The sequence below is a fragment of the Nocardia sp. NPDC049935 genome (assembly GCF_055586645.1).
This window is the reverse complement of sequence record NZ_JBVJHV010000001.1, coordinates 1,521,289-1,544,885: the sequence shown is the minus strand read 5'-3', so window position 1 is coordinate 1,544,885 and position 23,597 is coordinate 1,521,289. Positions and strand designations below refer to the sequence as shown.

Here is a 23,597-nt window from a genome sequence, read left to right as displayed (position 1 = left end):
ATCAGGACAGCACCCGGTACAAGCGCCAGGTGGGCTGGTTGTCGCCGTCGTTGGGGATCTCCAGCTCCAGGGTCGCGATATCGGCGCCGTTCTCGTAGAGGGTGGGGTAGCGCACGTTCACGGCATCGGAGGCGCCGCGGCCGCTGTTGGGGACCGCGAGGATATAACGCACACCGTGTGCGGCGGGGTCGTTGAGCACGGTGATGAAATCCTGGTCGGAGGGGATGACGAAGGTCTTGGGCCGGTCGGTGGCGGTGAAGACGGCGAACCCGTACACCGTGTCCATCAGCACCGAGGACTCCGGCAGGCCGAGACCGTCCAGATATCCCGCCATCTCGCGCTCGGTATCGAAGGACGCGATGATCCGCCGTTGCTGCGACCGGGTGGCCGAGGTGTCGGCCGGGTCGGGGAACAGGATCTCCTGGAGCGCGTATTGCTGGACCGACAGCGTCGGCGACAGCATGAAGGCGCCCGTGACGACAGGTGTCGCGATCACCAGCACCGCCGCGAGAACCGCCGGGGCCCGCCGCGGTCCGGGCACGGCCGCCCGCGGCCGCCGATGACGTCCGGGCCGCCGGGCGGGGACGGCGCCCCGGGCCGGAACCAGTTGGGCGGCCAGCACCACCATGAGCGGGGTCGCGCTCATATAGAAGCGCAGGAACGGGAAGGTGGTGCCGGTCATCTGGTTACGGGTGGCGAAGGCCAGGACCGCGCCGAAGACGAGGCCGGCCACCAGTACTTCGGCGTCGCGGCGCCGCCAGGCCAGCGCCAGGCAGACCGGGATGAGGACGGGCAGTACCGGCCCCAGGACCATGATCTCGCTGACCGAGTACAGGAACCCGAACAGCGGGGTCACCGTCCCGCCCGCACTGCTCTGGGCGACGATGGCGGTATTGCCGTAGTCGGAGGTGAACTGCTGGAAGGGCTCGCCGGTGATGAGCCAGCTGGTCACGGTCCACACCACGAACGCCACCCCGATGGGCGCCGCGACCAGCAGTGCGTCCATGGCGGTATCGGTGATCCGGTCCCGCCGCGGACCGCGGGCGCGGCGCCAGGTCACCACCGCGGTGAACACCGCGACCCCGGCGGCGACGGGTAGTGCGTCGTAGCGGGTGAGATAGGCCAGTGCCAGGGCGATCCCGGCGATCGCCAGATCGTGGACGTCGTCGGTGTACAGCCATCGGATCAGCCGGCGGGTGGCCCAGCAGAGGAAGAAGAGGAAAGGCGCCTCGCTCATACCGTTCGCCGCGTAGAACACCACCATCGGGTTGAGCGCGAAAACGGCGGTCAGAAGCCACACCAGCCAGGTGGGGACCCCGCGGTCCAGGCAGATACCCCGGATCTGCACCACCGCTCCCGCCGCGAACGGCGCCGACATGAGCACCCCCGTGAGGTTCCACGAGGTGATCAGCGGCCACCAGTGGCTCAGCACGATGACCGGTAACTGGATGAGCGTGGTGAGCGGGGTGAAGATGAACCCGATCGCCGCCAGATGCGGATCCCGGCTGAACAGCGCGCTGCGGGCGGCCGAGGCGCGGCTCAGCGAATCGCCGAACAGGTAGTGCGGTTCGATCGCCAGGTACAGGCCGGCGGCCAGATACACCAGCGTGGCGAGGACGAACAACCACCGCGAGGTCCTCATGGCCGGGCGCCCGCCGGTTCGGGTGATTCGGTGCCGGGCAGTCCGTGGAAGGTCTTCTCCCAGTAGGACGGTTTGACGATGAGCTGGTAGGTGCCCTTGATCGCCGCGATGCTCATCAGGATCCAGTACAGCGGGGAGGTGACGGCCGCCAGCAGCAGGGTGGTGAGCCTGCTCTCCCGGCAGGCGACGAGGTTCATGTACATCACGGCGGTATTGCCCACGACCAGGCAGAACAGGGCCGGAAAGTAGACATAGGGCGGGAACTGGTCGTGGATGGCGTCGGGCTGCCCGAGCAGCCAGGCCAGGGTGATCAGCCAGAACAGCATATTGAGGCAGGCGATGAGCGGGGTGCCGGCCAGCAGCGTGGTGAACCGGGCGAAACCGCGCGGTCCGAGTTCGCGCCACAGCCGGACGGGCCGCCGCATATGCACCAGCCAGGTCTGCAGGTAGCCCTTGTACCAGCGGGAGCGCTGCCGGATCCAGTTGATCGGATCGCTGTTGGCCTCCTCCCAGGTCACCGAGTCCAGAACCGCGGTGCGGTAGCCGTTGGTGGCGATCCGTACGCCGAGGTCGGCGTCCTCGGTGACATTGAACGGATCCCAGGCCCCGATCCGGTCGAGCACCGCCCGGCGCAGATGATTGGAGGTACCGCCCAGCGGAATAGGCGCGTCGCCGCGCATCAGGCCCGGCAGGATGAACCCGAACCAGAGCGCGTAGTCGGCGGTGAACCAGGCGGTGAGCAGATTCTGGCCGCCGTTGTGGAAGGCCAGCCGAGCCTGGACACAGGCGGTTTCGGGAGGCAGCCGGCGGAACGCGACCGCCGCCCGGCGCAACTGGAGCGGATCGGGACGGTCCTCGGCGTCGTAGATGGTGACGATCTCACCGGTGGCGAAATGCAGGCCGAAATTACAGGCCTTCGGTTTCGTCCGGGGCTCGGCCGGCGGCACCTCGACGATCTGAACCCAGTCCGGCGAGTCCACCGCGCGGGCTGCGGCGATGGTGGCGTCGTCGTCGGCTTCGAGCAGGAGCAGCACCTGCAATTTGTCGGCCGGATACCGGAATTCGGCCATATTCGCGATCACAGTGGCGATCACCTCCGGTTCGTGGAAGGCGGGCACCAGAATGGTGTAGCTCGGCAGGCCGGCCGCGTCGGCGGCGAGTGCGTCCGCGTCGGTCACGGTGACGATGCTGCGGCCGTCCAGGCCCCGGTAGAACAGGATCAGCCGGTCCACGAGTGTCCAGACGTAGGCGGCGGTGCACAGCACGGTCAATGTGATCAGGGTGCCGACGCGGGCGAAGACGGCGCCTGCCACGAACAGAGCGAGTAGCGCGAGGAGGGTCCAGCGTTGCCAGGCGACCACCACCGTCGCCGCCGAGGCTTCCGGGTGCCGCTCGCGGAGTCCGTGTACGGCGTCGTGCAGGGCGGCGTCGACCCGCTCGCGCGGTGTGCCCGGATCGTCGTTCACCACGGTTGCACCTCCACGAGATCGCGGGCCAGGGTGGTGAGCAGATCGGCGTCCTTGAACTCCGGATCGGCGTCGGTCAGAGCGCTGACTCCGCGGGCGAGCAGCGCGATCGTGCCCGAGGTGAAACCGGCGAGGGTCGGCTGGGGCGGCAGGAAGTAGGCGTCGGGTTCGTGGTTGTCGACGGTCATCACCGTGACGCGCTGGACATGCGCGGAATCGCGGCGCCAGACGAACGTGAGGTAGTTCCAGGTCAGGTGGATCTGTTCGTCGACAACGGAATACATGGCCGCGGTGATCCCGCGGCCGATCGGGACAGATCGCGGCGGATTGCTGATCCGGGAGTGGCGCAGATCGTAGCTGAGCAGGGTCGGGGTGATATCGAGAGCGGCGCCGTAGCGCACGGTCAGCAGATCGATCTGGGCGGTGCGGTTGCGGCCGATGGCGTCCCATTCCGGATTCGGCCGCAGGGTGCGGATGGTCTGGCGCAGGAACGTGGAGTCGCTGCTGAAGTAGTGCGCGGGCCAGTCCATCTTCTGCAGGCCGGTCTCCCGCCAGCCCGGTGGCACCACCAGCCCGGTCTCGCCCTGATAGGGCGGTCCGGCCGCGACGTTCTCGCCTTCCGGTTTCGGTAGCGGGGTCAGGGTGAGCACCACCGCGACCGCGGCCAGCGCCGCGACCGAATACCACGGGCGCTCGGTCGGGATATCGACCCGCGGACCCCCGGCCGGCGGTATCAGGGGTTCGCGCAGGACCAGGGCGCAGGCGCCGACCACCACGGCGGTCACCGGCAGGACCCCGCCTAGCACCACGGAGATCCGGATATCGGAGAACCAGAACGTCACCAGCGCGAATACGGCGCTGTCGACGGCGATCGCGAGTGCGGCGACCCCCAGAACCCGGCCGCGGCCGCGCAGGAAGCCGTAGGACAGGCAACAGGCCGTGGTCACGATGAGTACGAACGTGTAGGCGAACCGGCCGCCGCCCAGCGCGATCGCGGCCAGCCGGTAGAAGACCGGGTTCACCACCAGCAGCAGCACCCAGACCGCCCAGTAGCGCGTCGTGGCGCGCAGGCCGAACAGCAGGACCGAGCCCGAGAGCACGAACAGGACCAGGGCGAGAACGTCGTAGTGGAACAGTTCGTAGAACGGGGCGTAGCGGGGAAGCAGCAGACGCTGGACGGCCAGCGCGATGAGCAGGCCGATGACGCCGACGATCACATCGGTTTCACGATCGTGGATGGGTAGTACCGGCCGACCGCGGCGCCGGACGCCGAGCACCAGGCCCAGTGCCGAGATCGCGAGAACCAGCAGATAGCCGATGCTGGTGCCGTGGCTCGCGCCGACCCAGATATCGACGAGTGTGCGCCGGAACGCGAGGACGGTCAGCACCGCCAGGATCGTCCAGCGGACCACGAGGCCGCCGGCCCGGCCGGTTGTGGCGCGCCCCGTCACGGTCAGCGTCGGTTCGCTCGGCCGAGGCCGCGCGCGGCGAACCACAGCACCACGATCAGGCCGAGGACCAGGAGCACCCCGGCCACGATCAGCAGGACGCGCATCGTGGACGTGATCGAGGCCGCGGAGTCGGAGGGCGCCGGCGTGGTCTCGGCGAGCGAATAGTCGACGGGCTCCCGGTCCACGGCCGTGAAAAGGATGTCGCCGGACAGGGAATACCAGCCTTCCGGCCGGTCCGATACCCAGTCGAGGGTGCGGCCGAGCTCGCTGGGACCGGCATTGCTGGTGGCGACGAGGAGTTGCCGCGCACCGTCGTAGTAACTCTGCAGGGACGCGAAACGCAGGTCGGGGGAGAGTCGCAGCGCGGTGGTCGTCCCGGCCCGGTCGGTGACCTGCAGGCGCGTATCGTCGGTTTTGCTCAGCGGCGGTGCGATACCGTCCACCGCCCGGCCGTCGGCGGCGATGAGCACGGCCGGCCGGTTCGACGCCACGGCGTCCGGCATCGCGACCCATCGCGGGTCGAGCCGGGCGGAGGTGAGTGACTGCAGGCCGCTCGTGATCTCGACCGCTCGGCTCAGATCGTCGAAATCGCCGGTGGTGGCCGCGATATCGAAGCCCGGCAGCAGCGCCGCGGGCAACGCCTGGAACCCGTCGGGGGGCCCGCCCGGGGCGGGTTCGCTGGTGACCTCGCTACCGGGCAGGATCGTCAGCGTCAGTGGCTGATCGGTACCGCAGCGGCCGGTATCGCCGGTGGTGCGCAGGGTGACCTTCACCGGGGTGTCGCGTTGCAGGACCTCGTCGGGGATATCGATCCAGCGGTCGATCTGCCCGGACGGCTCGGCGGCCCAGTTGGTGAGTTCCCGGTCGCCGGCGGTCACCACGAGCTGACCGGCCTGGCTGGGCGGCAGCGGCGTGTAATGACCCTGGAGTTTGACGCGGATATCGCCCGAGGGCCGGCCGAGCCGGGACTGATCGATGCCGAACCGGACGCTGACCTGGGCGTGCGAACTGGCCTGGAGTTCGCCGACCCCGAGCTGCCCGAGTGTGGTCGTGTCGGGGGCCAGAATCGGCGGTTGGTCCAGGGAACCCGCCACCGCGCTGCCGGCCACGGCGAATTCGGATACCCCGCTGGTGATCAGCCGGATCTGATTCATGAGGGCGTCACCGCTTCCGGTGACGAGCATGGCCGGTGGTCCGGTGGCCGGGGTCAGCGTGGCGGCGGCGTCCCCGCCTTCCCGGATGGCGATGGACCGGGTGAAATCGTCGTCCGGTTCGGTGACGGCGCCGTCGGGCGCGAGGCGGCGCAGGCTCACCCGGACCGGTTGGCTGCCGTAATACGCGACGATCGCGGTGGACAGCGACAGCGCCGCCGTGGACTCCGGGTCCGACGGCGTCTCCGGGACGTAGACGCGTAGTTCCCGCAGGATCGGGGGCAGGAAATCCGCGATCACCGTCGGAGCCCGCGGCGCGCCGGTGTAGGAGACCCGGATATCGCGGAGCACGGCGCCGTGATCGAACCAGTCGTCGGGGCAGCGACCCAGCGCCGGGAACAGGTTCACATGCAGGGTGACCGTCGTGGCCTGTTCGTCGACGGCGGCCTCGTCGAGCGGAATGGTGACCGGTACCCGGGTCGCGGGCCCGGCGGGCAGGTCGGCGTGCCCGATGAAGCGGTCCCGGGATTCCACATCGACCGCCCCGCGTTCCAGGTCGGCGGGCAGGTCCACGGTCATCGTCAGGTCGGCCGGTGTCATCCCTGGAGGAACCGGTATGGCGAGGTCCACCTGGTCGTCGTCGCCGCGCAGGGTGATCGGATCGCCCAGACCGAGGTCCCGGGCCCGGAATTCGGTCGTCCCGCCCGGTACGGCGGAGTTCTCCGGCGGTTGTGCGGGGGCAGTGCCGCCGGTGAGCGCGATCACGGCGAGGACTGCCCAGCAGGTGCACAAGGTCCGTACCGCGATCCGCATGGGTGACTACCCCTCAGTTATCGGTCGGCGTCGCCGGGTGATCCCGATAACGCCAGTGCGCACGGCATTCAGATTCATCCGAATGGTAACCGCAACAACTCCGGCTATCGGTCAGCTACGGGATGTCGCGGTGTCGCGTGTGGAGGGTGGTGTTCAGTCGCGGGACGCCGATACCACCGGAACGGGTTCGACCGGCTTCCAGCGCTGGTCGATCAGCAGGCCGAGCATTCCACCGGCGATACAGACGATCGATACCGCGACCATGGCGGGGTGGGTGCCGCCGGTCAGCGCGTCGGCCAGGACCACGGTCGCGGCCGTGCCCGGCAGGATGCCGACCACGGTGGCGCCGAGATAGGGCCAGAACCGGATCGAGGACAGTGCGCACGAATAGTTCACCACCGAGAACGGCGCGAAGGCGATCAGCCGCAGCGCCCCCACCGCCAGCCAGCCGCGCCGGCGCAGCCGTTCGTCGACGATCCGGACGGTCGGATGGGCCAGGTAGGGCGCGATCCTTTCCTGTCCCGCGGCGCGGACCAGGAGAAACGCCGCCGCCGCGCTGAGTGTCGAGGCGGTGACAGCGACCGCCAGGCCCACCACGGGACCGAACAGCAGGCCCGAGGCGACGGTGAACACGGTCCGGGGGACGGGGGCGATGGTGATCAGGGTGTGCGCCAGGAAGAACAGCACCGGGAAGTAGGGCCCGGCTCCATCGGCCCACTCCTGGATCAGGCGTGGGCTGGGCAGCGGGGTCAGCAATGCCGCCGCGCAGACGACGGCCACGCAGCACAGTACGAGGATCAGCCGCCGATCGCGGAGCATACGAGACACCGGGAGAGGGTATCGGTCGCCGCCCCGGAGCCTGCGGTCGGTGCGATGCCGGTGAGGTGGTGCGGACGGAGTATGCCGTCTGCACCCGGGTCCGGCCGGGTCCGCGGTAGGCCAGGTTACTCGCTGGTAACGGTGGTCACGCGGAGTCGCGGTGCGGCATCCCGCTAGCATCGGAGGAGCGGGCTGAATGCCCGTTAACCAAAGTATTCGCTGAGCTGGGCGGATGCCAAGGTACCCGCGCACGCAGGTGGTGCGCTTGTACTGGAACGAACTAGAGGGAACAGGGTATGCCGATTGCTGCAGAGCCCGCGGCCGGAGCCGATCCGTCCTCGTCCGCGGTGCCCGATTATCCCGCCTGGCGCAAAGGTGTGGCGGGAGTGTTGGCCAAGGCCCGCAAGGTCGACGCGGCCGAACTCGGTGACGAACCCGAAAAGCTGCTGAATCAGTCCACCTACGACGGACTGGATATCGCGCCGCTCTACACCCACCGTGACGAACTGCCCGAGCAGCCGCTGCCCGGCGCCTATCCGTTCATCCGGGGCGGCGACGGCACCCGCGACGTCCATCGCGGGTGGTATGTGAGCGCTCGGATCCGGGCCGGGGAGCCCGCCGCCGCGAATCGGGAGATCCTGAGCGGGCTGGAAAACGGCCTGAGCGCCGTGGAGTTGACAGTGGGCGCCGAGGGGTTGCCGGTCGAGGGTCTCGCGACCGCGCTGAACGGTCTGCTCTTCGAACTCGCGCCGCTGAGCCTGCGGGCCGGCGCGGCGACCGCCGAGGCCGCGGATGCGGTACTCGCCGTCCTCGACGGGTACCGGGTCCCCGAGCGGAGCGAGATCCGGGTCGCCTTCGGTGCCGCGCCGCTGACCTCCGCGTTCTCCGGAGCCGGGGACCTCGATGTCGACGACACCGTCGACCTGGCCGCGCGGCTCGCGTCACGTACCGAGACCCTGCGCGCGATCACCGTGGACGGCACCGTCTTCCATGACGCGGGCGCGTCCGACGCGCAGGAGGTGGGCGCGGCGGTCGCCGCCGGTCTCGAGTACCTGCGGCTGCTGTCCGCCCGGCTGCCGGTGCCCGAAGCGCTGCGCCAGCTGGAATTCCGGTTCGCCGCCACCGACGACCAGTTCGCGACACTGGCCAAGTTTCGCGCCGCGCGCCGGCTGTGGGCCCGGGTGGCGCACGCCCTCGGCGCCCCGTCGGACGGTGCCGCGCCGCAGCACGCGGTGACCTCCGCGGCCATGATGAGCCGCCGCGATCCGTGGGTGAACCTGCTGCGTACCACGCTGGCCGCCTTCGGCGCCGGGGTGGGCGGCGCCGATACCGTCACGGTGCTCCCGTTCGATTCGGCGTTGCCGGCCGGTGAGCTCGGCGTCTCCGCGGCGTTCGCGCAGCGGATGGCACGCAACACCCAGTTGCTGCTGCTCGAGGAATCCCATCTCGGTCATGTGCAGGATCCCGGCGCGGGCTCCTGGTATGTCGAACGGTTCACCGACGATCTCGCCACCGCGGCCTGGACGTTCATGCAGGAGATCGAGGCCGCGGGTGGTTACCGCGCCGCGCTGGACTCCGGCCTGCTCGCCTCGGAGATCGGGGCGACCCGCACCCGCCGGGAAGCCGATATCGCGCATCGGCGCACCGCGGTGACCGGGGTGAACGAATTCCCGAACCTGGCGGAGAAGCCGCTGTCGGAGGCGGCCCGCGCGGCCGGCCCCGGACAGCGCTACGGGGCGGCGTTCGACAGTCTGCGTGACCGTTCGGATGCCTACCTGGCGGCCCACGGTGCGCGCCCGCGGGCGCTGCTGGTGCCGCTGGGCACCGTCGCCGAGCACAATGTGCGCGTCACCTTCATCGCCAACCTGCTCGCGTCCGGCGGTATCGAATCGGTCAACCCCGGTCCTCTCGCCGGCGACGAGATCGCCGCGGCGGCCGAGGATTCCGGCGCGACCATCGCGGTGCTGTGCGGTACCGACGCCCGGTACCGCACCGACGCCGCGGCGGCGGTGGAGCAACTGCGGGGCGCGGGCGTGGAGACCGTCCTGCTGGCCGGTCCGCAGAAGGTGCTGGCCGGTATCGACGAGGCCCGGCGCCCCGACGGGTTCCTGGCGGCCCGCATCGACGCGGTCGCCGCCCTGACCGCCCTGCTGGAGAAGGTGGGAGCCTGATGACGACACAGCGAATCGAGCAGGTGATCGGCAGTTTCGCCGAGATACCGCTCACCGAACCGGGTTTCACCCCCGAACCGGCCGGCGATTCCGCGCGCGACGCCTTCGTGCAGGCGTCGGCGGCGGCCAACAACTACACCCCCGAGCAGCTGGTGTGGTCGACGCCCGAGGGCATCGACGTGCCACCGGTGTTCACCAAGAACGATCGTGACGCGGTCGCCGAGGCCGGATTCCCGCTCGACAGCGTGCCCGGTGTCGCGCCGTTCGTACGCGGCCCGTACCCGACGATGTATGTGAATCAGCCGTGGACCATCCGCCAGTACGCGGGCTTCTCCACGGCGGCCGATTCCAATGCCTTCTACCGGCGCAACCTGCAGTCCGGTCAGAAGGGTCTGTCGGTGGCCTTCGACCTGGCCACCCACCGCGGCTACGATTCCGATCACCCGCGTGTACAGGGTGATGTCGGCATGGCCGGTGTCGCCATCGATTCCATCCTGGACATGCGCCAGCTCTTCGATCAGATCCCGCTGGATCAGGTCAGTGTCTCGATGACCATGAACGGCGCGGTGCTGCCGATCCTGGCGCTGTACGTGGTGGCGGCGGAAGAGCAGGGTGTGACGCCCGAGCAGCTGGCCGGAACGATTCAGAACGATATTCTGAAAGAGTTCATGGTCCGCAACACCTACATCTATCCGCCGAAGCCCTCGATGCGGATCATCTCCGATATCTTCGGCTACACCAGCGCGAAGATGCCGAAGTTCAACTCGATCTCCATCTCCGGCTATCACATCCAGGAAGCGGGAGCGACCGCCGATCTGGAACTCGCCTACACCCTCGCCGACGGCGTGGAGTACCTGCGGGCCGGTATCGACGCCGGTATGGAGATCGACAAGTTCGCACCGCGGCTCTCGTTCTTCTGGGCCATCGGCATGAACTTCTTCATGGAGGTCGCCAAACTGCGGGCCGGCCGGCTGCTGTGGAGCGAACTGGTCGCGAAATTCGATCCGAAGAACCCGAAATCACTGTCGCTGCGGACCCATTCGCAGACCTCGGGCTGGTCGCTGACCGCGCAGGACGCCTACAACAATGTGGCCCGCACCTGTATCGAGGCGATGGCCGCGACCCAGGGGCATACCCAGTCGCTGCATACCAACGCCCTGGACGAGGCGCTCGCGCTGCCGACCGATTTCTCGGCCCGTATCGCGCGTAACACCCAGCTGCTGATCCAGCAGGAGTCCAACACCACCCGGCCGGTCGACCCGTGGGGCGGTTCGTATTACGTCGAATGGCTGACCCATCAGCTGGCCGACCGCGCCCGCGCCCATATCGCCGAGGTCGAGGCGCACGGCGGGATGGCGCAGGCCATCGGCGAGGGTATTCCCAAGCTGCGTATCGAGGAGGCCGCCGCCCGTACCCAGGCGCGTATCGATACCGGCCAGCAGCCGGTGATCGGCGTCAACAAGTACCAGGCGGTCGAGGACCACGAGGTCGAGGTCCTCAAGGTCGAGAACTCGCGGGTGCGGGCCGAGCAGATCGAGAAGCTGCGGCAGTTGCGGGCCGATCGCGACCAGGACGCGGTGGACCGCGCGCTGGCCGAATTGAGCCGGGCCGCGGCCTCGTCCGAGGGCGGGATGGAGAACAACCTGCTCGCCCTGGCCATCGACGCCGCGCGCGCGAAGGCCACCGTCGGGGAGATCTCCGACGCCCTGGAGAAGGTCTACGGCCGCCATCAGGCCGAGATCCGTACCCTGTCCGGTGTGTATCGCGACGAGGCCGGCAAGGTCACCAACATCACCACCGCCGGGGAGCTGGTGGAGGAGTTCGCCGAGGCCGAGGGGCGGCGTCCCCGCATCCTGGTCGCGAAGATGGGCCAGGACGGCCACGACCGCGGCCAGAAGGTGATCGCCACCGCCTTCGCCGATCTCGGATTCGACGTGGACGTGGGCCCGCTGTTCCAGACCCCCGACGAGGTGGCGCGGCAGGCGGCGGACAACGATGTGCACGTCGTCGGGGTGTCCTCGCTGGCCGCGGGCCATCTCACGCTGGTGCCCGCGCTGCGGCAGGCGCTGGCCGATGTCGGCCGGCCCGACATCATGGTCATCGTCGGCGGAGTCATCCCGCCCGGTGATTTCGACGAGCTGTACGAGGCCGGCGCCGCGGCGATCTTCCCGCCCGGCACCGTGATCGCGGATGCCGCGATCGACCTGCTGCGCAAGCTCGGTGCCGCGCTGGGCCACGAACTCGGCGCCGGCGAATCGGAGGCGCAAGCCCAGGGATGAGTGCGCGCACGATCGATGTCGACGCGCTCGCGCAGGCGGTCCGCTCCGGTGAGCGGGCCGCCCTGGCACGGGCGATCACCCTGGTCGAATCCACCCGGTCCGACCACCGTGAACAAGCTCAGCAGCTGTTGTTGCGGCTGACTCCGGAAACCGGTGCGGCGCTGTCGAACCGGGTCGGGATCACCGGTGTGCCGGGAGTCGGGAAATCGACCTTCATCGACGCCCTGGGAATGCACCTGATCGGGGAGGGGCACCGGATCGCGGTACTGGCGGTCGATCCGTCCTCGACGCGTACCGGGGGGTCGATCCTGGGCGACAAGACCCGGATGGCGCGGCTGTCGGTGCAGGAGGACGCGTTCATCCGGCCGTCGCCGACCGCCGGCACTCTCGGCGGAGTCGCCAAGGCGACCCGCGAGACCATCGTGCTGCTCGAGGCGGCGGGCTACGACGTGATCCTGGTGGAGACCGTCGGCGTCGGCCAGTCCGAGGTGACGGTGGCGAATATGGTGGACGTGTTCTGCTTCCTCACCCTGGCCCGGACCGGCGATCAGTTGCAGGGCATCAAGAAGGGTGTCCTGGAACTGGCCGATCTGGTCGCGGTGAACAAGGCCGACGGTAAACACGAGATCGAGGCCAAGAGCGCGGCGCGGGAGCTCACCGGTGCCCTGCGGTTGATCCATCCGCACGACGCCCTGTGGCGGCCGCCGGTGCTCACCATGAGTGGTCTGGAGGGCACCGGGCTGGAGCAGTTCTGGCAGACCGTGCTGGACCACCGCCGGGTACTCACCGAGGCGGGGGAGTTCGCCGAGAAACGCCGCCGCCAGCAGGTCGATTGGACCTGGACCATGGTGCACGACCAGTTGCTGCGCCGGCTCGCGGACAACCCGGACGTGAAGGCCCTGCGCGGTGCGGTGGAACGCGAGGTCCGGCACGGCACCCTGACCGCGGCGCTGGCGGCCGAGAAGCTGCTGAGGGCGTTCGACAGCTGAAAAACTTTCCGCAGGGGAAATATTTCCAAAGCGGAAAGAAGTGCGTACGCTGGTCGGTATGGACGATGCCGAACCCGGTTTACGGGAACGCAAGAAACGGGAGACCCGCCTCGCGCTGAGTCTGGCCACCATCCGGTTGTCGGTCGACAAGGGCTGGGACGCGGTCACCGTCGAGGACGTCGCCGCCGTGGTCGGGGTCTCCGACCGCACCTTCCGCAACTATTTCGGCAGCAAGGCCGAGGCGGTGGCCTCGCGGCATCTGGACCGGATGCACGAGATCGGCCGCCGGCTGGCCGCCCGTCCCGCCGGCGAACCGCTGTGGACCGCGATCACCACGGCCGTGCTGGACGGATTCGGTCTCGGACACGGCGATCCGGAGACGAGCGAGCCGGAGGGGAGCCGGTGGGCCGAGCGGATCGGCGAGATCCTGGCCGAACCCGCCGTGCGCGGTGCGGTGCTGGAGGCCGACGCGCTCGCGCAGCGTGACCTGGCCGCCGCCGTCGCCGCCCGGATCGGCGCCGATCCGGACCGGGATATGTATCCGAAGCTGATGGCCGCGGTGGTCGGTGCGGCCTGCGCTGTGGCCACCGAACATTCGGTGCGCACCCGGTCACCGGAGTCGATCGCGTCCGTGCTCCGCGCCGCCCTGAACGAGGTGGCCGCCGGGCTGCCCGAACCGACCGCCGGGAGCTGAGATGCCGTACGACGTGATCATCGCCGGAGCCGGTCCGGTGGGCCTGCTCCTGGCCTGCGAACTCGGCCGGGCCGGAATCCGCCCGCTGGTCCTCGAACGCAACCCCGGCCCGGATACCGAGCCGCGGGCCAACGGACTGGTGGGACATGTGGTCCCGCTGATGGACCGCCGCGGTCTGTACGAGCTGTTCAGCGGAACTCCCGGCCCGCCCCGCCCCAACGACCGCTATTTCATGTTCGGTGGTCTGGCCCTGGACCTGAGCCTGCTCGACGACGGCCCGGTGTACACACTCCCGATCCCGCAGCCGCAGATGGTCGCCGCGCTCTCGGGGCTCGCCGCGGAGCTGGGGATCGACATCCGGCGCGGCTGTGCGGTCGTGGGTGTCGACATCGTGGGCGGTGGGGTGGAGGTGGCGGTCTCGGGCCCGGACGGTCCGGCCCGGTTGCCCGCCCGCTACCTGGTCGGGGCCGACGGCGCCCACAGTATTGTCCGCAAGCAGCGCGGTATCGGGTTTCCGGGTATCGGCTACGACCGGACGACCGCGCGGACCGTGCACGCGTCCATTCCCCCGGACCGGGTGGACCCCGTTTCCGGCGCGTTGCGGGTGCCCGGTATCGAGCCGGTCCTGCCCTTCCTGCCGTTGCGCACCGAACGCGGCGGCTTCACCTATGCTCCGTTTCCCGGGCGGCCGCCGATGCTGGCCACCGTCGAATGGGATGAGCCGCCGGCCGATCATCCGATGACGCTGGGCGAGATGGAGGCCAGTATCGCGCGGGTCCTCGGCACCGAGATTGCCCTGGGTCCGCCCGAGGGGCCCGGTCCTCATCTGCTGCGACGGCTGCGCGGCGGCCATACCCGGGTCGCCGAACGATTCCGCGACGGGCCGGTCTTCCTGGCCGGCGATGCCGCGCATGTGTACACCGGCGGTGGCGGGCCGGGACTGAACGTGGGGCTACCGGACGCGGTGGAGCTGGCCTGGCGGCTCGCCGCGCAACTGCACGGATGGGCGCCACCGGACCTGCTCGACAGCTACGACCGGGAACGCCGGCTGGTGGCCACGCGGACGGAACTGGCCGCGCGAGCCCAGACGGCGCTGCTCGCGCCCGGAGAAGATATCACCGCGCTGCGCGCGGTATTCGGTGAATTGCTCACCGACGAATTCGCGGTCGCCCGGATCGCGGCGTTGATCGCCGGGACGGATGTGCGCTACGACATGGGCGTCGCCGATCCGCATCCGCTCGTCGGGTTCGCCGCCCCGGATCTGATACTCCGCACCGAGGACGGCACCGCGCGGCTGGCCGAACTGATCCGGGACGGTCGTCCGCTGCTGCTGGACCTCGGTGCCGCCGGGGCCTGGGCGGAAACGCTCACCGGGCTACCGGACCGGATCGCGGTGATCCGCGCCCGCACCGAGGACACCGCGGCCACCGCTGTCCTGCTGCGGCCGGACGGCCGGGTGGTATGGGCCACGGAGAACGCCCCCGGCCCGGGCGAGATCGCCGCGTGCCGTGCGGCGCTCGCCCGCTGGGCGGGAGTCGGATCGCCGCGGGAACGCGCCGTTCCCGAGGAGGCGGCACCGGAGTCCCGGCCGTGAGTCAGGCCGCCCCGAATCGTTCGGCGGCATTGCGGTAGCAGACCCGGCGCAGCCAGTCGTCGCCGAGCTCGAGGCGTTCCAGGGCCTGGAAGGCATGCCGGTACGGATAGGGGATGTTCGGGAAATCGCTGCCGAACATGATCCGGTCGCCGACGTCGGCCAGGCGTTGCCTATCGGCGACCGGGAAGGGGATATCGGCCTCCGCGAAATCGGTGAACGCCATGGTGGTATCGAGGGCGACCCCGGAGAAGCGGTCGGCGAGATCGAGGAACTCCGTATATTCCGGCATCCCCATATGGGCCACGATCAGGGGTAACCGGGGATGGCGGGCGAGTACCTCGGCCACCGGTCCGGGTCCGGTGAAGGCGCCCGGTGCCGGACCGGAACCACAGTGGATCACCGTCGGCACTCCGGCGTCGGACAGCATGCCCCAGACCGGGTCCAGCAGCGGGTCGCGCGGATCGTAGGCGCCGACCTGGATATGCGCCTTGAACACCTGGGCGCCCCGCTCCAGGGCGGTCCGGACGTACCCGGCCGCGGCGGGTTCGGGGTAGAAGGTCGCGGTATGCAGGCATTCGGGCACCTCTGCGGCGAACTCCGCGGTCCACTCGTTGAGCCAGGCCGCCATATCCGGCCGATGCGGGTAGACCAGGGCGGTGAACGCGCGCACGCCGAACCGCCGCAGCGTTTCCAGGCGCACCGATTCCTCGGCACGGTAGGTGATCGGCCAGGGCCGGCCGGTCAACGGCCCGACATCGTCGAAGTAGGCCCACACCTTGCGCAGCACCTGATGCGGCATGAAATGGGTGTGGACGTCGATGAGTCCGGGCAGGCCCAGGCGCTGCCTGAACTCCGCCAGATAGGCCTCGTCGGCGGCGACCTCGGGTAACGCGGAGGCGGTAGGCAACGTGGAACTCCTCTCGGAACGGCTGGGCGACACCGCGTTCACCGCTGCTCGGTGCCGGTTTCGGCCGGAAAGCGCTCCCGCGCGAAATCTCCGATCCGGCCGATCATGCGGTCGAAGAAACGCGCCGGATCGGTACCGACGACGATATCGGCGTTCGGCGGCCGCCCCCACATACCCGCCCAGTCGGCCACCGTGGTGGCCCGGGTGAGGGTGCCGGTGAGTTCGACGTCGACCGTGGCCGGTCGGGTGCGCGCCAGCGTGGGGTCCAGCGCGACGGCGGCGGCGAACGGATCGTGCATATGGGCCAGATAACCCAGGTCGTAGCTCTGGTGGAAATCGAAATAGAAGCGTACGGCGTCGGTGAGGTGGCGGATGACGGGATTGCTCGTCACCGAGCGCGCCCCGGGCGGGTCGCTGGGGGAGACCGTCTCGACGGGCAGGCTGGCGGCCCGTTCGGCCAGCCGGGCCAGATGGACCGGCCGCATCTCGATGGTCTCGGTGATATCGAGAGCGCAGATCAGCGGCCGTCGGTCCGGTGGGGCCGCGGCGAAGGCGTCGAAGACGATTTTCGCGGCCTCCGGGTCGACGTGGATATTCCACTCGTTGGTCGGGGTGGTGTTCCCGGGATGGTTGAACGCGCCACCCATGATCACGAGGCGTCGCAGCAGCCGTGGCAGCTCCGGTTCGATGCGCAGGGCGAGTGCGAGATTGGTGAGCGGACCGGTGCACAGGCCGATGAGTTCGCCGGGATACCGGCGGGCGAGATCGGCCCACAGTTGGTCGGCCGGGCGCGACGAGATGCGCCGCGAGGGGGCGGGGAGTTCGGCGTATCCCACCCCCTGCGGGCCGTGGGTGTCCTCGGTGGTGCGCAGCGGGATCTCGAGTGGATCGGCGGCTCCCAGCGCGACCTCGATCTCCGGGGCGCCGGCCAGTTCGAGCCAGGCGAGATTGTTGATCGCGACCTGGGCGGCGGGGACATTACCGGCGGTGGACGCGATTCCGGCGATCTCCGCATCGGGGCTGGCCAGCAGATACAGCAGGGCGAGAGAATCGTCCACCCCGGTATCGACGTCCATGATGATCCGCTGCCGCACCCGGAGAGCCTATCGGGGTGGGCGGCGGGCGCATCCGCCGCACCGCCGCGTCCGTTCCACCGCGGCGGCGCGATCGTGTCACGTGACGCAAACGCGTCGGCCGAGTCGAGGGTCAGTCGCGGGTCGGCCAGTAGGTATCGGTGGCGGGCCGGCGGTTCAGCGGCGTCGCCCCGCCGTTGACCTCGGTGAGCCCGAGGTGGAAGAGCATCCCCACGGTCACCAGGCTGACGCTGACGATCAGCGGTGTGAGCAGCTGGGCGGCTCCCGCACCGGTCGGCGGCGTCGCGTGATGGGTGCCGATATGCATGGCGTACATACCCGTGTAGTGCATACCGGCGACGGCCACACCCATGACCAGTGCGGCGCCGACGGTGGACAGCGTGCTCCGTACATTAAGGGTGAACCAGAGCGCGGCGGTCGCGGCGAGTACCGCGATCACCATCGACAGGGCCACCGTGGGCCAGTCGTAGCCGATCTCCACATCGGTTTTCATGGCGTACATTCCGGCGTAGTGCATGGCGCCGACGCCCAGTCCGGTGACGACGCCGCCTATGAGCAGGCCGCGGTTGCCGAGCGACCGTTGCTGGGCGAGGCAGAGGCCGAGCCAGACGACGAGCATGGCGATCACAGCACTGACCAGGGTGATCGGCACGTCGTAGCGGATGGCCGCGCCGTTGATCCGGAAGCCGAGCATCGCGATGAAATGCATGACCCAGATACCGGTGCCGCCGATGGCGACCGAGGCGGCGATGAGCCATCCGTCGAACGGGGAACCGCTGCGCACCCGGCTCATACACCGTAGACCCAGCAACGAGCCGGTGAACGACATCACGTAGGCCACCGCCGGGGTGAGCCACCCGTAGCTGAAGTGGTCTATCTCCACCAGAGAACCTCCTCGCTGGAGGAAGCCCGGGGGCCGCGGTTGCGGAACGCGGGCATTCCAGAAATGGCGAACCTGCAGGAAGAGAATTTAGAGGAGATGTGTCGTAAAAAACAAGGGCCGCAATATTGACATAGACGCAGATGTGACACTCACCCCGCGGATCATCGAGCGACAGTGGGCCGGATGCGGGGAGCGGCTCCACCGGGCAACGCGACGAACGGATCCGGCTATCGATCGGCACCGGCGTGCCCCGGCGCGGACGAAACGCGCCGCCGGATAACAGCCGCACGGTACCGCGCGAGAAGAGCGGACGGAAGAGGACATTCCCGTGCCCGCCGCCGCCGGTTCCGCCCGGCGCGCGGCGGTCGTGTCGTCCTGCCCGCCGCGGTCTTTCCGTTCGCACTGTGCGGCGGCGGCCGTCGGCGTAGGCTTCGAGCAACTCGAAGGAGACCCATGCCTGGCACATCCAGCCGCAGCACCCCTGTCGAACACGATCTACCCGAGGCCGACCTGGCCGAATTCGCCGAGATCCGCAGCGCGGAACGTGCCGAGGCCGCGCGTCGCAGCGCCGTCGCGGCGCGGATCGTGGCCGGGCACGCCACCGACGCCGCCGATTGCCGCCACCTGCTGGCGATGCTCGGCCTGGACGCCGAGGCGGGCAAGCTGGCCGGCGTCCAGACCTGATCCCCGCGCCCGGGCGCCACGTACGCTCGGGATATGCCCGCTACGGCCCTCCCGCCCGACTCCCGTTCTCCGCTCGACGACCGGCTCGACGAGCTGGCCGAGCTGATCGGTGACCGGCGGACGGTCGTACTCACCGGGGCGGGTATCAGCACCGACAGCGGTATCCCCGACTACCGCGGCCCGGATTCGCCCCCGCGCACTCCGATGACCTATCAGCAGTTCGTCGGCGATCCCGTATTCCGGCAGCGGTATTGGGCCCGCAACCATGTGGGCTGGCGCCATATGGACGCGGCCCGGCCGAACGCCGGGCATCGGGCGCTGGCCGAGCTGGAACGTCTCGGGGTGGTCACCGGGGTGATCACCCAGAACGTCGATCTGCTGCATACGAAGGCGGGAAGCCGCCGGGTCATCGACCTGCACGGCAGCTACGCCCAGGTGCGCTGCCTGTCCTGTGGTGCGCGGATATCCCGGATGGCACTCGCCGAACAGCTGGACCGGGCCAACCCGGGTTTCGCCGTCGCGTCGGTGACCGGGCTCGAAGTGGCGCCCGACGCGGACGCGGTGGTGGAGGACACCGCCGCCTTCCGGATGGTCGACTGCCTGCGCTGCGGCGGAATGTGGAAGCCGGATATCGTCTATTTCGGCGAGAGCGTCCCACCCGACCGGGTCGCGGCCGCGGCGGCGTGGGTGGACGAGTCCGAGGTGATCCTGGTGGCGGGATCGAGTCTGGCCGTTCTCTCGGGCCGCCGGTTCGTGCACCGCGTGGCCCGTGCCGGCGGTACCGTCGTCATCGTCAACCGCGGTCCGACCCGCAGCGACGAATTCGCCACGCGCAAACTGGACGCGAGTTGTTCGGCGGTGCTGTCCGGTCTGGCGCGGCGCCGCCGGGCCCGGCCCGCGTAGGCTCCCGTACATGCGCAGCACACTTCTCGCGGTGCACACCGGACGGACCGAAGTGGTCCGCGACATCACCCCCGAATGCGCGGATTTCACGGCCGCCGCCGGTGGCGACGGACTCCTGCACATCTTCGTCCCGCACGCCACGGCCGGTGTCGCGGTCCTGGAGCTGGGCGCCTACAGCGACGACGATCTGCTGGCGGCGCTGCGGGACCTGCTGCCCGCCGACGACCGGTGGCGGCACGCGCACGGCTCCCGCGGTCACGGCCGGTCCCATGTGATGCCCGCGCTCATCGCCCCCTATGCCACCATTCCTGTACTCGGCGGCAAACCCGCGCTGGGGACCTGGCAGTCCATCGCGCTGGTGGATGTGAATGTCGACAACCCGGACCGGCAGGTGCGGCTGTCGTTTCTCACCTCCGCCTGAGCCACCGGGATCGCGGGTAACGTCGCGGCCATGAGCAGCCTCGGAGTCGCGATCATCGGATACGGGCTCGCGGGCTCGGTCTTCCACGCACCGCTGGTGGCCGCCGAGCCCCGGATGCGGGTCGCGGCGGTCGTCACCGGGTCGGCGGAGCGCGCCGAGCAGGCCCGCCGGGAGTATTCCGGGGTGCGCGTCGTCCCCGATGCCGACGCCCTCTTCGCCGATCTGTCGGGAATCGATGTCGTGGTCGTCGCGACACCGAATCGCACCCACGCCGAGCTGGCCCGGCGGGCGCTGGAGGCGGGGGTGGCCGTAGTGGTCGACAAACCGTTCGCCGTCACCGCGGTCGAGGCCGAAGATCTCATCCGGCGCGCGGAGACCGCGGGGCGGGTTCTGACGGTATTCCACAATCGCCGCTGGGACGGTGACTTCCGGACGGTGCGGACACTGGTCGACAGCGGTGCGCTCGGCCTGGTGCGGCGTTTCGAATCGCGATTCGAACGCTGGCGGCCGGTGCCCAAATCCGGCTGGCGGGAAACCGGTACGGCCGCCGACGCCGCCGGCATCCTCTACGACCTGGGCAGCCACCTGGTGGATCAGGCGTTGCGGCTCTTCGGCCCACCCACCGCGGTCTACTGCGAACTGGACACCCGGCGCCCCGGGGTGCGCACCGAGGACGATATGTTCCTCGCCCTCACCCACGGCGGCGGCGTCCGTTCCCACCTGTGGGCCAGCGCTGTCGCGCCGCGGCTGGGGCCGCGCTTCCGGGTGCTGGGCGACGAGGCGGGGTACGAGGTGTACGGCCTGGATCCGCAGGAGGCGGAACTGCGCGCCGGGCGTCGCCCCGGGGACGGGAAGCCCTGGGGCACGGTGGAAGCCGGCGCCTACGGAATCCTGGGCGCGGATCCGGACGGAGAGCCCCACCCGACGCTGCCCGGTGACTATCCCGCGTTCTACACCGCCCTGGCCGAGGCGATCCTCGACGGCGCGGCGGTGCCGGTCGACCCGTACGACGCGCTGGCCGGACTGCGCATCCTGGAAGCCGCCAGGGAATCGGCCGTTTCCGCCACCGTCGTCCATCCCTGAAGGCCGCGACCGTGGGGTTCTCGCGGGTCGCCACGCGGGCCGTCGCCCTCCGGCACGACTGAGGGCGGGTCGCCGCAGTTTCCTGCCACGGAAACCGCCGAACCGGGAGCGCGGGCCGCCGGGGCGGGCCATGATGGAGACATGACCACCTCCACGTCCCCTTCCGGGTCCGTCACCTCCCGGAATCTGCTGCGTACCTGCCCGCTGTGCGAAGCGGTCTGCGGCCTGGAGCTCAGGCTGGACGCGCAGGACCGGGTGACCGCGGTGCGGGGGGATAAACAGGACCCGTTCAGCGGTGGATTCCTCTGCCCGAAAGGGGCGAGTTTCGGCAGCCTCGACGACGATCCCGACCGGCTCACCGAACCCCTGATCCGGGACCGGGCCACCGGCGCCTGGCGCAGTGCCGGCTGGGACGAGGCGTTCGATCTGATCGCCGAGCGCATCCCGGCGATCAAAGCGGAGTACGGCAATCAGTCGGTCGCCCTCTACCTGGGCAATCCGAACGCGCATACCGTCGCCGGCACCCTCTATTCACCGGCGTTGATCCGGGCACTCGGGACCAGGAACCTGTACTCGGCCAGTACCGCCGACCAGATGCCCAAACAGCTGGCCTGCGGTCTGCTGTTCGGCGACCCGCTGGTGGTGCCGGTGCCCGATCTGGACCGCACCGGCTATCTGCTGATCCTGGGCGCCAATCCGCTGGAATCCAACGGTTCGGTGTGCACCGCCCCGGATTTCCCGGGCCGGCTGCGGGCGTTGCGGGCGCGCGGCGGACGGCTGGTCGTGGTGGATCCGCGTCACACCCGGACCGCGGCCCTCGCCGACGAACACCTGTTCGTGCGCCCCGGCACCGATGCCTATCTGCTGTTCGGCATCGTGCACACCCTGTTCGACGAAGATCTGACCGCGGTGGATATCGAGGTGGCGGGTCTGGACGAGGTGCGCGCCGCCGCCCGGGAGTTCACCCCGGAGATCGTGGCCGGTCGCACCGGGGTGCCCGCCGATACGGTCCGCCGGCTGGCGCGCGAACTCGCCGCCGCGCCGACGGCCGCCGTGTATGCCCGGATCGGTACCTGTACGGCCGAATTCGGCACCCTGACCCAGTGGCTGGTCGACGTGCTGAATATTCTCACCGGGAATCTCGACCGCGCCGGCGGAGTCATGTTCGCCACCGCCGCCGCGCGGGGAATCGTACGCACCAAACCGTTCCGGCCGGGCCGGTGGCGCAGCCGGGTACGGGAACTGCCGGAGGCCATGGGTGAACTGCCCGTCGCCACCCTGGTCGACGAGATCACCACACCGGGCGCGGGGCAGGTGCGGGCGTTGATCACGGTCGCGGGGAACCCGGTTCTGTCCGCGCCCAGCGGTGCCCGGCTGGACGAGGCGTTCGCGGGGCTGGACTTCATGGTGAGTGTGGACCGCTATCTCAACGAGACCACCCGGCACGCCGATGTCATTCTTCCGCCGCCGCGTCCGGTGCAGTCTCCGCACTACGATTTCGCCCTGCTGCAGTTCGCCGTCCGCAACTACGCGCGGTACTCCCCGCCGCTGGTCGCGCTGGGCGACCGGCCGTCCGAGGCGGCGGTCTATGTCCGGCTGGGCGCGGCGGTGAGCGGGCAGCCGCACAATCCGACCGCGGATTTCGACCCGCTGGCCGCATTCGACGAGTTCGTCCTGGGCGATACCCTCGACCGCGCCGGTCTGTCCGGGCGCCGCCATGAACTCGTCGGACACACCACCACCGAGCAGCGGCTGGATCTCATGCTGCGGCTGGGCCCGTACGGGGAGTGGAACGGCGGCGACCTCACTCTGCGGACCCTGCTGGACAATCCGCACGGTATGGATCTGGGCCCGCTGCGGCCGCGGCTGCCCGAGGTGCTGCGTACCGCCTCCGGGAAGGTCGAACTGGCTCCGGCCCTGCTGCTGGCCGATATCGGCCGGTTGCGCGCCGGGCTGGACTCCGCCGCACCGGATCTGGTGCTGATCGGACGCCGCCATCTGCGCTCCAACAACAGCTGGATGCACAATATGCCGCGGCTGGTCAGCGGGACGAACCGGTGCACCCTGCAGATCCATCCGGACGATATCGCCCGGTTCGGCCTGCGCGATCACGCGATCGTGAAATCCGCGGCGGGCTCGCTCACGGTGGCGCTGGAGCCCACCGACACGATCATGCCGGGGGTGGTGAGCCTGCCGCACGGCTGGGGTCACGCCGGGAGCGCGCAGCGGGTCGCGGCCGAACATGCCGGGGTGAATGCCAATGCGCTGACCGATGATTCGGTCCTGGACGCGCCGTCCGGGAACGCGGTCTTCAACGGTGTTCCGGTGACGCTCACACCTGCCTGAAGCTCCGGGATGGGGCCCGGCGAGCCGCGTCCGGCGGTGTGGACCGGACCGGGTGAGCGGATCGCCGGTGTCCGGTAAGTGCGGCTCGAGTGAGTTCCGGTGGCGTCCATATCGATCGTATCCGGTCAACCCTGGCGAGGGATAGTCAGATATTGATAGTCTGGGGTCTGATCAACTATCAGCGAGATCTGATGCCGCCGATGTGGC

General features: G+C 69.6%; 18 protein-coding genes. 10 read left to right on the top strand and 8 right to left on the bottom strand.

Annotated elements, in window-relative coordinates; genetic code table 11:
• Window position 1: 1 nt before the first annotated feature.
• The 5 genes from ACZ6SF_RS07075 to ACZ6SF_RS07055 all read right to left on the bottom strand — a co-directional run bounded on the left by ACZ6SF_RS07075 (window position 2) and on the right by ACZ6SF_RS07055 (window position 7,342).
• Window positions 2-1,642 (bottom strand): ABC transporter, encoded by a 1,641-nt coding sequence (locus tag ACZ6SF_RS07075; protein WP_466061049.1) that lies wholly within the window; start codon window positions 1,640-1,642, stop codon window positions 2-4.
• Window positions 1,639-3,111: a glycosyltransferase gene (locus tag ACZ6SF_RS07070; protein ID WP_466061048.1), complete on the bottom strand. Its 1,473-nt coding sequence runs from the start codon at window positions 3,109-3,111 to the stop codon at window positions 1,639-1,641. The genes ACZ6SF_RS07075 and ACZ6SF_RS07070 overlap by 4 nt, the downstream gene beginning before the upstream one ends.
• A complete protein-coding gene (locus tag ACZ6SF_RS07065; RefSeq protein ID WP_466061047.1) occupies window positions 3,105-4,559 on the bottom strand; it encodes a hypothetical protein in 1,455 nt (484 codons plus the stop codon). The genes ACZ6SF_RS07070 and ACZ6SF_RS07065 overlap by 7 nt, the downstream gene beginning before the upstream one ends.
• A 2-nt stretch (window positions 4,560-4,561) precedes the next feature.
• On the bottom strand, window positions 4,562-6,523 hold the full coding sequence (locus ACZ6SF_RS07060) for a hypothetical protein (RefSeq protein WP_466061046.1): 1,962 nt from the start codon (window positions 6,521-6,523) through the stop codon (window positions 4,562-4,564).
• 153 nt (window positions 6,524-6,676) lie between these two features.
• Window positions 6,677-7,342 (bottom strand): TVP38/TMEM64 family protein, encoded by a 666-nt coding sequence (locus tag ACZ6SF_RS07055; protein ID WP_466061369.1) that lies wholly within the window; start codon window positions 7,340-7,342, stop codon window positions 6,677-6,679.
• A gap of 296 nt (window positions 7,343-7,638) precedes the next feature.
• On the opposite strand from ACZ6SF_RS07055, the gene ACZ6SF_RS07050 reads away from it, so the two are divergent.
• From ACZ6SF_RS07050 to ACZ6SF_RS07030, 5 genes are read left to right on the top strand one after another with little or no spacing between them, the layout of a single operon-like run.
• Complete coding sequence (locus tag ACZ6SF_RS07050; RefSeq protein ID WP_466061045.1) at window positions 7,639-9,513, top strand: methylmalonyl-CoA mutase family protein; 1,875 nt, start codon at window positions 7,639-7,641, stop codon at window positions 9,511-9,513.
• Window positions 9,513-11,792 (top strand): methylmalonyl-CoA mutase, encoded by a 2,280-nt coding sequence (scpA, locus tag ACZ6SF_RS07045; protein ID WP_466061044.1) that lies wholly within the window; start codon window positions 9,513-9,515, stop codon window positions 11,790-11,792. Before ACZ6SF_RS07050 ends, scpA begins: the two co-directional genes overlap by 1 nt.
• Entirely contained in the window at window positions 11,789-12,781 is a 993-nt protein-coding gene (gene meaB, locus ACZ6SF_RS07040) for a methylmalonyl Co-A mutase-associated GTPase MeaB (RefSeq protein ID WP_466061043.1), read from the top strand. The genes scpA and meaB overlap by 4 nt, the downstream gene beginning before the upstream one ends.
• Window positions 12,782-12,839: 58 nt before the next feature.
• Window positions 12,840-13,475 carry a TetR/AcrR family transcriptional regulator gene (locus tag ACZ6SF_RS07035; protein ID WP_466061042.1) on the top strand — a complete coding sequence of 212 codons (636 nt, stop codon included), beginning with the start codon at window positions 12,840-12,842 and terminating at the stop codon, window positions 13,473-13,475.
• A 1-nt stretch (window position 13,476) separates the two neighbouring features.
• Window positions 13,477-15,069, top strand: a complete 1,593-nt coding sequence (locus ACZ6SF_RS07030; RefSeq protein WP_466061041.1) for an FAD-dependent monooxygenase — start codon at window positions 13,477-13,479, stop codon at window positions 15,067-15,069.
• A gap of 1 nt (window position 15,070) precedes the next feature.
• On the opposite strand, the gene ACZ6SF_RS07025 is transcribed toward ACZ6SF_RS07030, so the two are convergent.
• From ACZ6SF_RS07025 to ACZ6SF_RS07015, 3 genes are all read right to left on the bottom strand, one after another.
• A complete protein-coding gene (locus ACZ6SF_RS07025) occupies window positions 15,071-15,976 on the bottom strand; it encodes an amidohydrolase family protein (RefSeq protein WP_466061040.1) in 906 nt (301 codons plus the stop codon).
• 38 nt (window positions 15,977-16,014) lie between these two features.
• Window positions 16,015-17,052: a nucleoside hydrolase gene (locus tag ACZ6SF_RS07020; protein WP_466061368.1), complete on the bottom strand. Its 1,038-nt coding sequence runs from the start codon at window positions 17,050-17,052 to the stop codon at window positions 16,015-16,017.
• A 130-nt stretch (window positions 17,053-17,182) separates the two neighbouring features.
• On the bottom strand, window positions 17,183-17,953 hold the full coding sequence (locus tag ACZ6SF_RS07015; RefSeq protein WP_466061039.1) for an MHYT domain-containing protein: 771 nt from the start codon (window positions 17,951-17,953) through the stop codon (window positions 17,183-17,185).
• Window positions 17,954-18,406: 453 nt separating this feature from the next.
• Between ACZ6SF_RS07015 and ACZ6SF_RS07010 the strand changes: the two genes are divergently transcribed.
• From ACZ6SF_RS07010 to ACZ6SF_RS06990, 5 genes are all read left to right on the top strand, one after another.
• A complete protein-coding gene (locus ACZ6SF_RS07010; protein ID WP_466061038.1) occupies window positions 18,407-18,637 on the top strand; it encodes a hypothetical protein in 231 nt (76 codons plus the stop codon).
• Between the two features lie 33 nt (window positions 18,638-18,670).
• On the top strand, window positions 18,671-19,540 hold the full coding sequence (locus tag ACZ6SF_RS07005; protein WP_466061037.1) for a Sir2 family NAD-dependent protein deacetylase: 870 nt from the start codon (window positions 18,671-18,673) through the stop codon (window positions 19,538-19,540).
• A 10-nt stretch (window positions 19,541-19,550) separates the two neighbouring features.
• Window positions 19,551-19,961: a YjbQ family protein gene (locus tag ACZ6SF_RS07000; RefSeq protein ID WP_466061036.1), complete on the top strand. Its 411-nt coding sequence runs from the start codon at window positions 19,551-19,553 to the stop codon at window positions 19,959-19,961.
• 30 nt (window positions 19,962-19,991) lie between these two features.
• Window positions 19,992-21,044, top strand: a complete 1,053-nt coding sequence (locus tag ACZ6SF_RS06995) for a Gfo/Idh/MocA family protein (RefSeq protein ID WP_466061035.1) — start codon at window positions 19,992-19,994, stop codon at window positions 21,042-21,044.
• Window positions 21,045-21,185: 141 nt separating this feature from the next.
• On the top strand, window positions 21,186-23,390 hold the full coding sequence (locus tag ACZ6SF_RS06990; RefSeq protein ID WP_466061034.1) for a molybdopterin-dependent oxidoreductase: 2,205 nt from the start codon (window positions 21,186-21,188) through the stop codon (window positions 23,388-23,390).
• Window positions 23,391-23,597 lie beyond the last annotated feature (207 nt).

What these genes read in the sequence shown, in the direction of transcription:
- ACZ6SF_RS06995 (WP_466061035.1), top strand. Translation starts at nt 19,992, where the DNA reads ATGAGCAGCCTCGGAGTCGCGATCATCGGATACGGGCTCGCGGGCTCG.
- scpA (WP_466061044.1), top strand. Translation starts at nt 9,513, where the DNA reads ATGACGACACAGCGAATCGAGCAGGTGATCGGCAGTTTCGCCGAGATA.
- meaB (WP_466061043.1), top strand. Translation starts at nt 11,789, where the DNA reads ATGAGTGCGCGCACGATCGATGTCGACGCGCTCGCGCAGGCGGTCCGC.
- ACZ6SF_RS07005 (WP_466061037.1), top strand. Translation starts at nt 18,671, where the DNA reads ATGCCCGCTACGGCCCTCCCGCCCGACTCCCGTTCTCCGCTCGACGAC.
- ACZ6SF_RS07000 (WP_466061036.1), top strand. Translation starts at nt 19,551, where the DNA reads ATGCGCAGCACACTTCTCGCGGTGCACACCGGACGGACCGAAGTGGTC.
- ACZ6SF_RS07075 (WP_466061049.1), bottom strand. Translation starts at nt 1,642, where the DNA reads ATGAGGACCTCGCGGTGGTTGTTCGTCCTCGCCACGCTGGTGTATCTG.
- ACZ6SF_RS07030 (WP_466061041.1), top strand. Translation starts at nt 13,477, where the DNA reads ATGCCGTACGACGTGATCATCGCCGGAGCCGGTCCGGTGGGCCTGCTC.
- ACZ6SF_RS07010 (WP_466061038.1), top strand. Translation starts at nt 18,407, where the DNA reads ATGCCTGGCACATCCAGCCGCAGCACCCCTGTCGAACACGATCTACCC.
- ACZ6SF_RS07060 (WP_466061046.1), bottom strand. Translation starts at nt 6,523, where the DNA reads ATGCGGATCGCGGTACGGACCTTGTGCACCTGCTGGGCAGTCCTCGCC.
- ACZ6SF_RS07035 (WP_466061042.1), top strand. Translation starts at nt 12,840, where the DNA reads ATGGACGATGCCGAACCCGGTTTACGGGAACGCAAGAAACGGGAGACC.
- ACZ6SF_RS06990 (WP_466061034.1), top strand. Translation starts at nt 21,186, where the DNA reads ATGACCACCTCCACGTCCCCTTCCGGGTCCGTCACCTCCCGGAATCTG.
- ACZ6SF_RS07055 (WP_466061369.1), bottom strand. Translation starts at nt 7,342, where the DNA reads ATGCTCCGCGATCGGCGGCTGATCCTCGTACTGTGCTGCGTGGCCGTC.
- ACZ6SF_RS07020 (WP_466061368.1), bottom strand. Translation starts at nt 17,052, where the DNA reads ATGGACGTCGATACCGGGGTGGACGATTCTCTCGCCCTGCTGTATCTG.
- ACZ6SF_RS07050 (WP_466061045.1), top strand. Translation starts at nt 7,639, where the DNA reads ATGCCGATTGCTGCAGAGCCCGCGGCCGGAGCCGATCCGTCCTCGTCC.